Here is a 14,276-nt window from a genome sequence, read left to right as displayed (position 1 = left end):
CTGCCACGCTGGGACGGTGACCCTGACCGCTGCACCCGGTGCTGAATCCCCTGGTGGTTCCGCTGCTGGATCCCCTGCTGATTCCAACGCCCAGCTCACCGGTGGACCGACCGGGGCGAACCCTGGCCCCGCGCCGGTGGAGTTCCTGGTGCCCGGACTGCCCTATGCCGGTCCGGAGCTCCGGGGCATGGAGCTCTCCGGACTGGTCGTCCATGTCATCGGGGACCTGTACGTGGAGGCCGACCAGGTCAGTTCGGGGGCAGCGGCACCGAGGATGGGGGCGGCGGGGATGCGGGCGGCGGCGGTGCTCCGGCTCGCGGCGCCCGTCATCTCGGGCCGATGGGCGGCCATGGGCCTGACGGCGGCCTGGGCGCTCTCGGGCGGGCCGCCACCGGCGGTGCTGGAAGCCTCCGTGGAGCGTTTCCACCGGATCCCACTGCAGCCGCTGTCCGTCGGACTGCGGCTGGAGCAGTCGGACGCCGCCGGCCAGCCGGCCGACGTCGTGGATATCTTCGGGTTGCCGTGCACGAGTGTGGAGCGGACCATCGAGGATTTGCTGCGCCGGGCCGGGGACTCTCGCCGGGCCGCGGCGGCGATGACCGCGGCGACGCGCCTGTTGCCGCTGACCGATGCGTCGGTGCTCCGGGACCGGTTCGAATCCCGCCGGAAGCGTCCCGGCATGGCTTCAGCCCGGCGGGCGTTGGAGCGCCTGCTGACGGCTTGAGGTCCAGTCGGCCTGTGGTCTCCATCTGTCTGAGCTCTCCGTCAGCCTGAGCTCTCCGCCGGACTCAGTCCTCGGCCGGCCTCAGTCTTCCGCTATGGGGCGGCTCTGACCGGCGGTGCGGTAGACGTCATAGACCCCGTCGATGCGCCGCACCGAGGAAAGCACGTGGCTCAGGTACTTCGGGTCCCCCATCTCGAAGACGAACTTGCTGATGGCCACCCGACTCCGGGAGGTGTTCACCGATGCCGAGAGGATGTTGACGTGGTGTTCCGCGAGCATCCGTGTCACATCCGAGAGCAGGGACTTGCGGTCCAGCGCCTCGACCTGGATCTCCACCAGGAACACCGAGGACTGCGTGGGGGCCCAGGAGACCTCCACGATCCGGTCCGGTTCCTCCCTGAGGTGGTCGATGTTCTTGCAGTCGGTGCGGTGCACGGACACGCCGGAGCCACGGGTGACGAAGCCGATGATCTCGTCCGGCGGCACCGGGGTGCAGCAGCGGGCCAGCTTGGCCATCACGTCGCCGGACCCCTGCACCATGACCCCGGAGTCCGACTGCCTGCTCGGAGCAGCGATGCGGGTGATCGGGATCGCGGAGGTGTCCAGGGACTCCTCGGTCTCCTCCTCCACCGCATGCAGCTTCTGCAGGTGCTCGATCACGTTCTGCACGGAGACGTTGGCGTCCCCGATGGAGGCGTAGAGCGTGGAGATGTCCGGCAGGTTCAGCTGCCCCGCCACCTCGGTGAGCGAATCCGAAGCCATCATCTGGTGCAGGGGCAGATTCATCTTGCGCAACTGGCGGGTGAGCTGCTCCTTACCCTTCTCGATGGACTCCTCGCGGCGTTCCTTCGAGAACCAGTGGCGGATCTTGTTCCGGGCCCGCGGGCTGCGGACGAACCCGAGCCAGTCCTGGCTGGGCCCGGCGCCCTCGGTCTTCGAGGTGAAGATCTCTACCCAGTCACCGTGGTGCAGTTCGCTGTTCAGCGGGACAAGCTTGCCGTTGACGCGGGCGCCGATGGTGCGGTGACCCACCTCGGTGTGCACGGCGTACGCGAAGTCCACGGGGGTCGAGCCGGCCGGCAGGGCCATCACTTCGCCCTTGGGCGTGAACACGAAGACCTCGGCCGCGTCGATCTCCGCGCGCAGCGACTCCAGGAACTCGTTCGGGTCCGTGGTGTCCTTCTGCCAGTCCATGACGGAACGCAGCCATCCCGGGGTCTGATCCCCACTGGACGGGGCACCCTGGGCCGCCTGGTCCTTGTACTTCCAGTGCGCCGCCACTCCGTACTCCGCGCGGCGGTGCATCTCATGCGTGCGCAGCTGGATCTCCACGGGCTTGCCGCCCGGACCGATCACCGTGGTGTGCAGAGACTGGTACATGTTCAGCTTGGGCATGGCGATGTAGTCCTTGAAGCGGCCCGGCAACGGACTCCACTTCGCGTGCAGCACACCGAGCGCGCCATAGCAGTCCCGGACCGAGTCGACCAGCACGCGGACGCCCGTGAGGTCATGGATCTCGTCGAAGTCCTTCCCTCGGACGATCATCTTCTGGTAAATGGAGTAGAAGTGCTTCGGGCGTCCCGTGACGGTGGCCCGCACCCGGGCCTCCTTGAGGTCCTTCTCGATCTGTCCGCGCAGCACGGCCAGGTTCTTCTCCCGCTCGGGGGTCCGCTCCCCCACCAGCCGCACGATCTCCGCGTACACCTTGGGGTACAGGGCTGCGAAGGACAGGTCCTCCAGCTCCCACTTGATCGTGTTCATGCCGAGCCGGTGGGCCAGCGGCGCGTAGATCTCCAGGGTCTCCTTGGCCTTGCGCGCGCTCGAAGCCGGGGCCACATAGCGCCACGTGCGGGCGTTGTGCAGCCGGTCGGCGAGCTTGATGACCAGGACCCGGACGTCGTCCGCCATGGCCAGCACCATCTTGCGGACGGTCTCGGCTTGCGCGGCGTCCCCGAACTTGACCTTGTCCAGCTTGGTGACCCCGTCCACCAGGACGGCCACCTCGTCCCCGAAGTCCCGGCGCAACTGCTCCAGGGAGTAGCTGGTGTCCTCCACCGTGTCATGCAACAGGGCCCCGGCCAGGGTGGTGCCGGTCATGCCCAGCTCGGCGAGGATCGTGGCCACGGCCACGGGGTGGGTGATGTACGGGTCGCCGCTCTTGCGCTTCTGGCCCGCGTGGGCCTTCTCGGCCACCTCGAAGGCCCGGATGATCAGGTCGAGATCTTCCTTCGGCTGGCGGACCTTGAGGGTCCGGACCAGTGGCTCCAGGATCGGCGAATAGTCGTTGGCGACGCGGCCGGTCAGCCGCGCCAGCCGGCTACGGGGCCGCCGTGAGATGATCGCACCGCCCACCGCCGGGCTGCCCGCGGTCGCCGCACCGGACGGACCGCTGGGCCGGGCACCGGGCGGGGTGGCGGACGAGGTGCTGGGAACCGGGCTCGTGACCGGTGCGGTGGGGGTGCGCTCTGGCGCCGCGGACGCCTCAGTCCTGGTGGACGACGTCGACCCCTCGGTTTCCGCGTCCTCGCTCGGCCCGCTGGGCACGGCCGAGGAATAGGTCTGGTTGGGTGTGGGGTGGGGGACGGCCCCCGGGCCGGCCGGGCGCGGCCGTTCTGACTCAGAACCCATGGCTGCCGTCCTTCCCGCGGTCAGCGCAGATCTCGTGCGCTACCGCTGTGCTCAACCCTCAACGGGTAGTGATCCATTCTAGGGCCACCACCAGAAGTGGCCGGTACCCTGCAGTCAGAGTACCGGCCACCAGAGGTGATCAGCGCAGGTCAGGCCGCAGCTGACGTCTCCGCTTCGCGCCGTTCGAGGACCTTGGCGTCATTGGCCTGGATCTTCGGCTCGCCCTTGCGCAGCAACGCGTACAGCGGCGCTTGGATGAAGATCGTGGCCAGGGTGCCCACGATGATGCCGACGAAGATGGCCAGGGAGATGTCACGCAGCGTGCCGGCACCGAGCAGGAACGCGCCGATGAACAGGATCGAGGCCACCGGAAGGATGGCCACCACGGAGGTGTTGATCGACCGGACCAGCGTCTGGTTGATCGCCAGGTTGACGTTCTCCCGGAAGGTCCGCGTGGTCTCCTCGAGGTTGTGCTCCGTGTTCTCCCGGATCTTGTCGAAGACCACCACCGTGTCATAGAGCGCATAACTGAGGATCGTCAGGAAGCCGATGATGGCACTCGGGGTGACCTCGAAGCCGGTGGCACCATAGATGCCCGCGGTCACCGCCACCACGTACAGCAGCCCGATCACCGCGGCGAGCGACATCTTCCAGGTGCGGAAGTAGACGGCCATCAGCAACGCCACGAGGACGATGAAGACGACCAGGCCGAGCAGCGCCTGCTGCGTCACCCCCTGGCCCCAGGTGGGACCCACGAAGTTGGAGGTCACCTGGTCCTGATCGACCCCGTAGGCCGTCTGCAAGTTCGCCGCGACCTCCAGGGTCTGATCGTCGTCCAGCAGGTCCGTCTGGATCCGCATGGTGCCCGGCGCGATGTTCGTGACGGTGGCCTCGGCCTCCGGCACGGCATCCTGGACGGCGTCCTCACCGGGAACGACGTCCGTGTTGGACACCGCGGAGACGGTGAACTCAGAACCGCCGCGGAAGTCGATGCCGAGGTTGAAGCCGCCGCGGGCGAGGGTCAGACCGACCACCGCCACGAGGATGATCAGGGCGACGGAGAACCAGGTCTTCCACTTCGTGGTGAAGGGGTAGGAACGCTTGCCGGTGTAGAGCTCGTTGCCCCAGGTGGCCAGTGCACTCACTTTGGCTCCTCCGTCCGATCAGTCGAGGTGGTACTGCCGTCAGCGGCGTCGGCGGCAGCGTCCGCTGCGGGGTCGGCGGCACTGCTGCCGCCGATTGCCGCGAACTGCTCGGCCCGTCGACGTTCGGCGATCGTCTGCCGCTTAGCCGCCTCCTTGGAGGACTTCTGACTCCGCTTCGGCGCCTTGCCGGACGACGCGGCGGGGACCGGCCTGAACTCCCGGATCTTCCCGGCGCCCTGGTACAGGGGTTCGCGGCCGAGCAGCGAGGGATCGAGGCCGGAGAACTTGTGCCCGCCCCCGAAGAACCGGGTGTTCGCCAGCATCTGCAGCACCGGGTGGGTGAACATGAAGACCACCACGAGGTCCGCCACGGCGGTCAGGCCGAGCGTGAACGCGAACCCGCGCACGTTGCCCACCGCCACGAAGTACAGCACCACGGCGGCCAGCAGGTTGACGGCCTTGGACGCGACGACGGTGCGCTTGGCCCGGAGCCAGCCGTATTCCACGGCCTCCGGCAGGCTGCGTCCGTTGCGCAACTCGTCCTTGATGCGTTCGAAGTACACGATGAACGAGTCCGCCGTCAGGCCGATGGCCACGATCAGACCCGCTATGCCGGCCAGGGACAACCGATAGTTGTCCGACCAGCCCAGCAGGACGATCGCCAGATAGGTCAGTACCCCCGCCACCACGAGGGAGGCCATGGTGACCAGCCCCAGCAGGCGGTACTGGAAGATCGAGTACACGGCGACCAGGGCCAGACCGATCAGCCCGGCGATGAGCCCGAGGCGCAACTGGTCGGCACCGAGGGTGGCGGAGATCTGCTGTTCGGACTCGATGGTGAAGCTGATCGGCAGGGCGCCATACTTCAGCTGCTCCGCCAGGGCCGCGGCGGACTCCTCGGTGAAGTTGCCGGAGATCTGGGCCCGGCCGTCGGTGATGACGGCCTGGGACTGTGGCGCGGAGACGACCATGCCGTCCAGGACGATGGCGAACTGCTTGCGCGGGTCGCCCTCCTGGAAGGGGGTCAGGCGCTGGGTGACCTCGCGGAAGGCGTCCGTGCCGGCGTTGTTGAAGGTCAGGTTCACGGCCCACTGGTTGGTGGAGACGCCGGTGGCCGTGTTGACCAGGCCGTAGTCGGCGTCGGCGATGTCGGTGCCCGGGACCTCGACCGGGCCCACGATGTACTTCACGCCCTGATTCGGATCGCAGACAATCGCCGCCTCGTCCGTGGGCAGCGGCTCCCGGTTCGCGTCCCCGAGCACGGCGGGGCAGTCGTAGGCCTCGAAGTCGGCGGCCAGCTCCGGGGTGATCCAGTTCGGGTCCGAGCCGTTCTCGGGCTCGGCCGTGGGCTCCGGGAACTCCTCCACCGGCGTCCGCTGGTCCTCCGGCGTCGCGGTGAAGGAACCCATGGTGATCACCGGACGGAACTCCATGTTGGCGGAGGCCTGGATCAGCTCGCGGGTCTCCTGGTCCGGGACGCCGGGCAGGGACACCACCACATTGCGGCCGCTCTGGGTGGCGATCTCCGCCTCGGAGACACCCGAGCCGTCCACACGTTGACGGATGATCTCGACCGCCTGGTCGAGCTGCTCCCCGGACACCTCTTGGCCGCCGGTGACCTCCGGGGCGAGCACCATCTGGGTGCCGCCTTCCAGGTCCAGGGCGAGCTTGGGGGCCAGCTGGGCTTGGCCGGTGGCCACGCCGACACCGAGGATCGCCGCCAGGGCGACCATCAGGCCGGCGAGCCACCAGAGGGTGCGCTTGGCGCGTCCCCGGGGGGTCTTATCAGACATGGAGGGCTACGGCTTTCGGTTCACGGGGACGAGGGAGGTCGTCTGCTCGATCAGACGGTGTCAGGCAGACGGGCGATCCGTGCCGGGACGCTGATCGTCCGGGCCGTTGCCATCGGTCTCGTTGCGGTCGGTGCCGCCATTGGCCTCTTCCAGACCGGCCGGGGAATCCGGGACGGTGGTCTCCGGCTCGCCGACCACGTGTGCACCGGCGGTGCCGGCGGCGGGATCCACGGCCTTGCCGATGGCCTGCAGGTGCACGGTGGCCGTGTTCCCCGGGGAGATCTCGATGACGGCCTTGTTCTCTTCCTTGTCCACGGACAGGATGGTGCCGAACAGGCCCATGGTGGTCATGACCTCCACGCCCGGGCCGAGCGACTGGTGGAGCTGCTGCTGCTGCTGCTGGGCCTTCTTGCTGCGGCGGAACATGCTGAAGATCAGCAACGCGAAGATCGCGAGCATGATGAGCAGGAAGGGGTCGAACGGCAGGCCGCCACCGCCTTCCGAATTGGCGCCTTCGGCGACGAGCGAGGCAGTCGGGGGGGCGATCAGCTGGGTCACTTCGGGGACACCACATTCCAGAGTCGGGGCACAGGACAACCCGATTAGTCTACGGGTAGGTTCACACCGTCCGTTCAGACGCGCCCTTCCGGGGCACAATGTTCACTGATCTCCCAGAAATGCACGAGCTCCGGGGTCTGGGCTTCAGACGCTGAACCTCCGGAACAGGGGGCATAAGCGGAGCCCCTGGAGCTCAGCCTCAGGAGCTCAGGAATCGAAGAGCGTGTCGGCCTCTCCGTCCACGCCGGCCTCCGCAGCCCGGTCGGGCCGGCCGGAGTCCGCCCCACCCTCACTCGCCGCCGGCACCGTCCAGAACGCCGCCCCCGGTGAATCGGGGGGCGGGACCAGGCCCAGGTGTTCCCAGGCGGCGGGCATGGCGATCCGGCCGCGCGGAGTCCGTCCCAGCAGGCCCTCACGCACGAGGAAGGGCTCCGCCACGGTCTCCACCGTCTCGGTCTCCTCCCCCACGGCGATGGCCAGCGTGGACAGGCCCACCGGTCCCCCGGCGAATTTGCGGCACAGGGCCTCGAGCACGGAACGGTCGAGCCGGTCCAGTCCTTTCTCATCCACCTCGTACATCTCCAGTGCCGCGGAGGCGGCGCGCGAGTCCACCTGGTCCAGCCCGCCGACCAGGGCCCAGTCACGCACGCGGCGCAGCAGGCGGTTGGCGATGCGCGGCGTCCCCCGGGACCGGCTGGCGATCTGGGTGAACCCCGCGGAGTTGACCTTCATGTCCAGCAGCAGGGCGGAGCGGCGCAGCACCAGTTCCAGTTCCTCGGTGCTGTAGAACTCGAGGTGGCCGGTGAAGCCGAAGCGGTCGCGCAGCGGCCCGGGCAGCAGCCCGGCACGGGTGGTGGCCCCCACCAGCGTGAACGGCGGGATCTCCAGGGGGATGGAGGTGGCGCCGGCCCCCTTGCCGACCACGATGTCCACCCGGAAGTCCTCCATGGCCATGTAGAGCATCTCCTCGGCCGGGCGGGACATCCGGTGGATCTCGTCCAGGAAGAGCACCTCTCCCTCCGTCAGAGAGGACAGGATGGCGGCCAGGTCACCGGCGTGCTGGATGGCCGGGCCGGACGAGATCCGCAGGGGTGCGTTCATCTCCGCGGCGATGATCATGGCCAGCGTGGTCTTGCCCAGGCCGGGCGGCCCGGACATCAACACGTGGTCGGCGGTGCGGCCACGCAGCCGGGCGGCCTCCAAGACCAGGGAGAGCTGCCGGCGGACCCGCTGCTGCCCCACGAAGTCGTCGAGGTTCTTGGGCCGCAGGGCGGTCTCGAGCTCCCGCTCCTCGACCTCGGCCCCCCCGGTCACGATCCGGCCGTCTGGCTGTTCCGTCATGCGCTATCCCCTACCGGCCCGACCGGGCGGACTGTCCCTGGCCGAGGTGGCGCAGCGTGGACTTGAGCACGCTGGCCACCGTGCCGGACTCCTCGAGTTCGGGCTCATGCCGGATGGTGTCCCGGACCGCCTTCTCGGCGTCCTTCTCCGTCCAGCCCAGACCGGTCAGCGCCTCGAGGACGCGGTCCATCCACGGCATGGAGCCGGCCAGCGCCGGCTGGTCCTCGGTCCCGGAGGCGGTCGCGCCCGTGGGTACGAGCTTGTCCGTCAGCTCCAGGACGATGCGCCGCGCACCCTTGGGTCCGATGCCCGGAACCTTGGTGAAGGCCTTGTCATCGCCCGTGGACGCCGCCACCCGGACTGTCTCCGGGTCATGGACGGCCAGCACGGCCAGGGCCAGCCGGGGGCCGACGCCGGAGACCCCCAGCAACACCTCGAAGACCTCCCGCTCGTCCTCGGTGGCGAAGCCGAACAGGGTCATGGAGTCCTCACGCACCACCATGGAGGTCAGGACCCGCCCGGCCTCCCCCCGATGGAGCCCCGCGAGCGTCTGCGGGGTGGCGGAGAACCGCATGCCGAAGCCGGACACGGTGAGGACGGCGTGGTTCAGTCCCACGGATTCCACGGTGCCGGTCAGGGACGAAATCATGCTCAACTCGCTCTTCTCGGGGAGGGCCATCGGACGACGGCCGGTCAGGTGCCGGACAGCAGCCCGGTTCGAACGTATCTACGAAGACCCTAGCCCATGGCGGGATTCAGATCCGGGAACCGCCGTTCCAGCCCTTCGCGCCCCGGCTCCGCTGTTCGGCGGCGAGCCAGGCCTGCTGGGCCGGCGTCGATCCCCCGGTGCGCCGGCCGCCCGAGCCGCCTGCCGGCGTCGGGAACCGCGACGCGCGCTGGGGGCTGGTGAGATTGCCGGTCTCCAGGCCGCGGCCCATCAGCCCGCCGCGCCAGGCATGGGTGATGGCCAGGGCGAGGGCGTCGGCGGCATCGGCGGGCCGTGGCGGGGACTCGAGGCGCAGGATCCGGGTCACCATGGCGGTGACTTGGTCCTTGCCCGCGGTCCCGCTGCCGGTGACCGCTGCCTTCACCTCGGAGGGGGTGTGGAGTGCGACGGGGATGCCGCGCCGGGCGGCGGCCGCGATGACCACTCCGGAGGCCTGGGCGGTCCCCATCACGGTCGGCGTGTTGTTCTGCGCGAACATGCGCTCCACGGCCACGTGATCCGGGCGATAACGGTCGAGCCACTCGTTGATGGCCTCGTCGATCGCGAGCAGGCGCCAGTCGAGGGACTGCTCCGCCGGGGAGCCGACGACCGTCACCGCCACCAGGGTGGCCGTGCGGTTGGGCGCGACATCCACCACGGCGATGCCGCAGCGGGTCAGTCCCGGATCGACCCCGAGCACCCGCAGCGGTCCCGGCGCTTGCCGTGCCGCCGCCCCGGCGTTGACGGTCAAGGGCGGATCAGTCCTCGTCCAGCTGGGCGAGGACCTCCGGGGAGATGTCCACGTTGGAGTAGACACTCTGCACGTCGTCCAGGTCCTCGAGCGCGTCCTCCAGGTTGAAGTACGTCTTGGCGCCCTTGGCATCCAGGTCCACCTTCATGGTGGCCACGAACTCCATCTCGTCCGTGTCGTACTCGATCCCGGCCTCATCCAGCGCGGCGGCCACGGCGCGCAGGTCGGAGGGGTCGCACAGGATCTCGAAGGAGTCGCCGGACTGCACGACCTCTTCGGCACCAGCGTCCAGCACGGCCATCAGGATGTCGTCCTCGGTGTGCCCCTCGGCCGGCAACCGGACCAGGCCGGTGCGGTTGAATAGGAACGCCACGGAACCCGAATCGGCCATCGTGCCCCCACTGCGCGTCACGGCGGTGCGGACCTCGGCGGCAGCGCGGTTCTTGTTGTCCGTCAGGCACTCGACCATGAGGGCGGAACCCTGCGGCCCGCGGACCTCGTAGATGATCTCCGTGTACTCGATGACCTCTCCGGTCAGGCCGGCGCCGCGCTTGATGGCACGCTCGATGTTGTCGTTGGGGACCGACTGCTTCTTGGCCTTGGTGACCGCCAGCTCCAGGGCGGGGTTGCCATCCAGGTCCGGTCCGCCGGCACGGGCGGCCACCTCGATGCCCTTGACGTACTTGGCGAAGGCCTTGGCGCGGCGGGCGTCGATGATGGCCTTCTTGTGCTTGGTGGTCGCCCACTTGGAATGCCCTGACACGTGTTCTCCTCTCCGCGCCGGCCATGCCGGAGCACGGCCCGCATCGGCTGTTGGTGCTGATCGGGTTCGTCCTGGCCCGAACGCCGTAGCGCCGGGCCCCTGCCGCTTGCGGCAGAAGTCTGGCTTCGATTCTACGGGAGGTGCCGCCGATGCCCCCGTCCGGACGGGAGACCGCGCGGATGGTCCGTTCGTCCGAGCCCTGTCCAGCGGTGCCGAGATGTGAAACAGTTGCTGACTATGACGACCGACACCTCCTCCGCCACCGGAACCAACCCCCTGCTGGGGCCGTCCCCGCTGCCCTATGGGCTCCCCGACTTCGCCGCCCTCGACGACGGGCACTTCCTGCCCGCCTTCCGTGCCGGCATGGCCGAGCACCGCGCCGAACTCGAGTCGATCACCGCGGATCCCGCCGACGCGACGTTCGAGAACACGTTCCTCGCCTTCGAGCGGTCCGGGCAACTGCTGCGCCGGGTGCACCAGGTCTTCTCCAACCTCGTGGCCGCCGACGGCACCGAGGCCCGGCAGGAGATCGACGAGGAGATCAGCCCCGAGCTGTCCGCCCACTGGGACGCCATCCACCTCGACACGGCCCTCTACCGCCGGCTGGCGGCGGTGGACCTGGACGGCGACAGCGGGCTGGAGGCCGAGGACCGCCGGCTGGCCGAGGAGACCCTCAAGACCTTCCGGCTGCTCGGCGCGGACCTGGACCGGGAGGCGAAGGTGCGGCTGGCCGCCATCAACGAGCGACTCGCGGTGCTGTCCTCCCAGTACGGACGCCGCATGGTCGCGGAGAACACCGCCTCGGCCGTCTGGTTCGGCTCCGCAGCGGAACTGGCCGGGCTCTCGGAGCAGGACCTCGCCTCGGCCGCCGCCGCGGCCCGGAGTGCCGGGCACGACGCCGGCTACCTCCTGACGCTGTCCATGTTCACCTCCCAGCCCTGGCTGGAGAGCCTCGAGAACCCGGAGTCACGCCGGCGCGTCCACGAGGCCGCCTGGCGGCGCGGCACCACCCCCGGGGAGAACTTCGCCCTCGACCTGGCCGTGGAGCAGGCCGGCCTGCGCGCCGAGAAGGCCGGCCTGCTGGGCTTCTCCAGCTGGGCCGACTACGCGCTGCAGGACCGGACCGCCCCGAGCCTGGACGCCGTCCGCGACCTGCTGGCCCGGATCATCCCGGCAGCCACCGCGAACGCCCGCCGGGAGAAGGCCGAGATCGAGGCCGAGGCCGGCCGGCCGGTGGAGGCCTGGGACTGGCCCTTCTATGCGGCCGGCATCGAGCGGGATCGGTACCGCGTGGACGCCTCTGCCCTGCGCTCCTACTTCGAGCTGGACCGGGTGCTCACCGAGGGGGTCTTCGCCGCCGCGACGGCCCTGTACGGCATCACGTTCCAAGAACGCCCCGACCTGCACGGATACCAGCCGGACGTCCGCGTCTGGGAGGTGCTGGAGGCAGATGACACCGAGCTCGGGTTGTTCGTCGGCGATTTCTTCACCCGCCCCACGAAGTCCGGCGGAGCCTGGATGAATTCGTTCCGGGAGGCGTCCACGTTCTTCGGCGAGCGCCCGGTGGTGAGCAACAACCTGAACATCCCGAGGCCGGCGGCCGGTGAACCGGCGTTGCTGACGGTGGACCAGGTGAACACCCTGTTCCACGAGTTCGGCCATGCCCTGCACGGCCTGCTGTCCTCCGGGCGGTACGCCACCCTGTCCGGCACCGCCGTTCCCCGCGACTTCGTGGAGTTCCCCTCGCAGGTCAACGAGATGTGGATGTACTGGCCGGAGATCGTCTCCGCCTACGCGCGGCACGTGGGCACCGGTGAGACGATCGACTCCGACGTGCTGGCCGCCATCGAGGCCTCCGCCCTGTGGGGCGAGGGCTTCCGCACCACGGAGTACCTGGGAGCGACCATGCTGGACCTCGCCTGGCACTCCCTGGCGCCGGGCACCACGGTGGAGGACCCACTGGCCTTCGAGGCCGAGCAGTTGAGGGCAGCCGGCCTGGATCCGGACCTGGTGGCTCCGCGGTACCGCTCCAGCTATTTCAAGCACATCTTCGGCGGCGGGTATGCGGCCGGGTACTACTCCTACCTCTGGTCCGAGGTCCTGGACGCGGACACCGTGGAGTGGTTCCGTGACCACGGCGGGCTCAGCCGGGAGAACGGCGAGCGCTTCCGCTCCGAGTTGCTCGCCCGCGGCAACACGCGTGACCCGATGGAGTCCTACCGCCGGTTCCGCGGCGGCGAGGCGGACCCGGAACACCTCTTGCGGCGGCGCGGGCTGCTCAGCTGACCCCCTCCTCATCTGAGTCGCACGAATTGCCCCTGTTCTCCAGCCTGTGGGGGCAATTCGTGCGACGTGGATGGATTGGATGGAGCCGGGTTAGGTGGTCAGTTGAGCCAGCCCCGGCCGCGGTGACGTCAGCACGGCGTGCAGCCACAGGCGGGTGGCGTGGTCCCACTTCTCCGGGTCCACGTTCCACTCACGGGTGTGGCGCGCCAGGTGGAACCGGACGAAGGTGACCAGCTGCGGGACCTTGGCGGCGAGTTCCATGGACGGACCCACCGGTACGAAGTCATCGTCCTCCGAGTGGAGGATGAGGGTCGGCACCCGCAGGTGGTCCGCCCGGGAGAGCCAGTCCATTGCCTTGAGGTCCACGGGCGCCGCGAGCCCGGTGGCCCAGCGTCCGGCCTTGTTGCTCATGAGCCACTGCCCCAGCCGTCCGATGGCGTCCGGCAGCCGGTTCAGCCGAGCCTGGTGCGCCAACACGTCGATCCAGTTGATGACCGGCCCGTCCAGGACCATGGCGGCGACCATCGAGGACAGCTCGGAACGGTCCGCCATCTGCAGGCACACGGCTCCACCCATGGACCAGCCGAACAGGACGACTTCGCGGGCGCCCTGCTCGAGCGCATAGGCCACCGCCGCCTCGACGTCCTTCCACTCGGTGCTGCCCAGGCCGTAACGCCCGTCGCCGGCCGCCGGAGCCTCACCGTCGTTGCGGTAGGAGATCAGCAGTGAGGTCATTCCCAGGGCCCGGGCGGTGCCGATGGCCCTGATGCCCTCCGCCCGCTTGGAGCCGCGGCCGTGGACCATGATGGCCCACACGCCCTCCCCGGCGGGCCGGGGGGCCGAGCCACCGGGGACCGAGCCACCGGGGACCGAGCCACCGGGGGCCGAGGACGGCTCCGGGCGGACGAGCCAGGCCGGGGCCGTGCCGTTCTCGACCGGGATCCGGACGTCCTCGGTCTCGTAGCCCAGGGTGCGCGGCTCGGGGTAGACGAATCCGGTCCATCGGCCGCGGACCGCCCGGTGCAGGTCACCGGTGTAGACCTCCTCGACCTCCCGCTGGACGGTGCCGTCACGCGGATCGAACGAGGTCACCGCACCGATGCGGGCGATCCCGGCGCCGGCGTCGAACACCAGGGAGTAGGTTCCGGGGACGGTGGTCTCCTCGGTCACGGGCAGGATGATCTCCAGACCGGAGGCGCCCTGCACCACCGCCAGGATCTCGAGGTCCTCGGCGGGGGTCTTGACGGGTGTGACCACGGTGCGGGCGAAGAGCCCGGCCAGTCCGGACACGGTCCCGGCGGCCACCGAGCCGGCCACCACTCCGCCCACAGCGGCCAGGGAGGACCACCGCATGACCGGCTCGGCCTGGCCGATGGACTTCTTGATCTTGGTGCGGCGGCTCGCTGAGCGAGCGGGGCGGGAGGAGCGGGAGGTCATGCCCCATTCTGTCCATGTCCGGCCCGCCTTCGCCAACCGGGTACCCGGCTGGTTGCCGCGAGGGATGCCCGGAGGACCACCCTGGCGGTGCCTGTCCGTGTGGGAATGGAGTGGCGGTGCCCTGCCGGTGCGGGAAGGCATGCG

Annotated in this window: 12 protein-coding genes; 3 read left to right on the top strand and 9 right to left on the bottom strand. The window is 69.5% G+C overall.

Annotation, left to right across the window (positions count from 1 at the left end):
* Nucleotides 1–16: 16 nt before the first annotated feature.
* Nucleotides 17–724: a hypothetical protein gene (locus tag AB0333_RS03245; RefSeq protein ID WP_366217320.1), complete on the top strand. Its 708-nt coding sequence runs from the start codon at nucleotides 17–19 to the stop codon at nucleotides 722–724.
* 81 nt (nucleotides 725–805) lie between these two features.
* Here the strand turns inward: AB0333_RS03245 and AB0333_RS03240 are convergent, their stop codons facing one another.
* Nucleotides 806–3,076: a bifunctional (p)ppGpp synthetase/guanosine-3',5'-bis(diphosphate) 3'-pyrophosphohydrolase gene (locus tag AB0333_RS03240; protein WP_115931417.1), complete on the bottom strand. Its 2,271-nt coding sequence runs from the start codon at nucleotides 3,074–3,076 to the stop codon at nucleotides 806–808.
* Here AB0333_RS03240 and AB0333_RS03235 point away from each other — a divergent pair.
* A complete protein-coding gene (locus AB0333_RS03235; protein WP_366217319.1) occupies nucleotides 3,060–3,281 on the top strand; it encodes a hypothetical protein in 222 nt (73 codons plus the stop codon). The genes AB0333_RS03240 and AB0333_RS03235 overlap by 17 nt on opposite strands.
* Nucleotides 3,282–3,501: 220 nt before the next feature.
* Here the strand turns inward: AB0333_RS03235 and secF are convergent, their stop codons facing one another.
* The 7 genes from secF to AB0333_RS03200 all read right to left on the bottom strand — a co-directional run bounded on the left by secF (nucleotide 3,502) and on the right by AB0333_RS03200 (nucleotide 10,409).
* Nucleotides 3,502–4,497 carry a protein translocase subunit SecF gene (gene secF / locus AB0333_RS03230; RefSeq protein ID WP_366217318.1) on the bottom strand — a complete coding sequence of 332 codons (996 nt, stop codon included), beginning with the start codon at nucleotides 4,495–4,497 and terminating at the stop codon, nucleotides 3,502–3,504.
* Nucleotides 4,494–6,290, bottom strand: a complete 1,797-nt coding sequence (secD, locus tag AB0333_RS03225) for a protein translocase subunit SecD (RefSeq protein WP_366217317.1) — start codon at nucleotides 6,288–6,290, stop codon at nucleotides 4,494–4,496. The genes secF and secD overlap by 4 nt, the downstream gene beginning before the upstream one ends.
* Nucleotides 6,291–6,350: 60 nt before the next feature.
* Complete coding sequence (gene yajC, locus AB0333_RS03220) at nucleotides 6,351–6,848, bottom strand: preprotein translocase subunit YajC (protein WP_366217316.1); 498 nt, start codon at nucleotides 6,846–6,848, stop codon at nucleotides 6,351–6,353.
* 207 nt (nucleotides 6,849–7,055) lie between these two features.
* A complete protein-coding gene (gene ruvB, locus AB0333_RS03215) occupies nucleotides 7,056–8,189 on the bottom strand; it encodes a Holliday junction branch migration DNA helicase RuvB (RefSeq protein ID WP_366217315.1) in 1,134 nt (377 codons plus the stop codon).
* A 10-nt stretch (nucleotides 8,190–8,199) separates the two neighbouring features.
* Complete coding sequence (gene ruvA, locus AB0333_RS03210; RefSeq protein ID WP_366217562.1) at nucleotides 8,200–8,838, bottom strand: Holliday junction branch migration protein RuvA; 639 nt, start codon at nucleotides 8,836–8,838, stop codon at nucleotides 8,200–8,202.
* 106 nt (nucleotides 8,839–8,944) lie between these two features.
* Nucleotides 8,945–9,646, bottom strand: coding sequence for a crossover junction endodeoxyribonuclease RuvC (gene ruvC, locus AB0333_RS03205; protein WP_366217314.1), 702 nt, complete (start codon nucleotides 9,644–9,646; stop codon nucleotides 8,945–8,947).
* 7 nt (nucleotides 9,647–9,653) lie between these two features.
* A complete protein-coding gene (locus AB0333_RS03200; protein ID WP_366217313.1) occupies nucleotides 9,654–10,409 on the bottom strand; it encodes a YebC/PmpR family DNA-binding transcriptional regulator in 756 nt (251 codons plus the stop codon).
* Between the two features lie 237 nt (nucleotides 10,410–10,646).
* Between AB0333_RS03200 and AB0333_RS03195 the strand changes: the two genes are divergently transcribed.
* Nucleotides 10,647–12,695: a M3 family metallopeptidase gene (locus tag AB0333_RS03195; protein WP_366217312.1), complete on the top strand. Its 2,049-nt coding sequence runs from the start codon at nucleotides 10,647–10,649 to the stop codon at nucleotides 12,693–12,695.
* 90 nt (nucleotides 12,696–12,785) lie between these two features.
* On the opposite strand, the gene AB0333_RS03190 is transcribed toward AB0333_RS03195, so the two are convergent.
* The gene (locus AB0333_RS03190) at nucleotides 12,786–14,132 is read right to left on the bottom strand and encodes an alpha/beta fold hydrolase (protein ID WP_366217311.1); all 1,347 of its coding nucleotides are present in this window, start codon (nucleotides 14,130–14,132) and stop codon (nucleotides 12,786–12,788) included.
* Nucleotides 14,133–14,276: the final 144 nt, after the last annotated feature.

Source organism: Citricoccus sp. NPDC079358 (assembly GCF_040702545.1).
GTDB lineage: Bacteria > Actinomycetota > Actinomycetes > Actinomycetales > Micrococcaceae > Citricoccus.
Note: the sequence above shows the minus strand (reverse complement) of the source record. Positions and strands in the feature narration are given on the sequence as shown.

Excerpts from the sequence above, each read along its gene's own strand:
- AB0333_RS03235 (WP_366217319.1), top strand. The coding sequence starts at position 3,060 with ATGATCGCACCGCCCACCGCCGGGCTGCCCGCGGTCGCCGCACCGGAC.
- secD (WP_366217317.1), bottom strand. The coding sequence starts at position 6,290 with ATGTCTGATAAGACCCCCCGGGGACGCGCCAAGCGCACCCTCTGGTGG.
- ruvB (WP_366217315.1), bottom strand. The coding sequence starts at position 8,189 with ATGACGGAACAGCCAGACGGCCGGATCGTGACCGGGGGGGCCGAGGTC.
- ruvA (WP_366217562.1), bottom strand. The coding sequence starts at position 8,838 with ATGATTTCGTCCCTGACCGGCACCGTGGAATCCGTGGGACTGAACCAC.
- AB0333_RS03195 (WP_366217312.1), top strand. The coding sequence starts at position 10,647 with ATGACGACCGACACCTCCTCCGCCACCGGAACCAACCCCCTGCTGGGG.
- AB0333_RS03190 (WP_366217311.1), bottom strand. The coding sequence starts at position 14,132 with ATGACCTCCCGCTCCTCCCGCCCCGCTCGCTCAGCGAGCCGCCGCACC.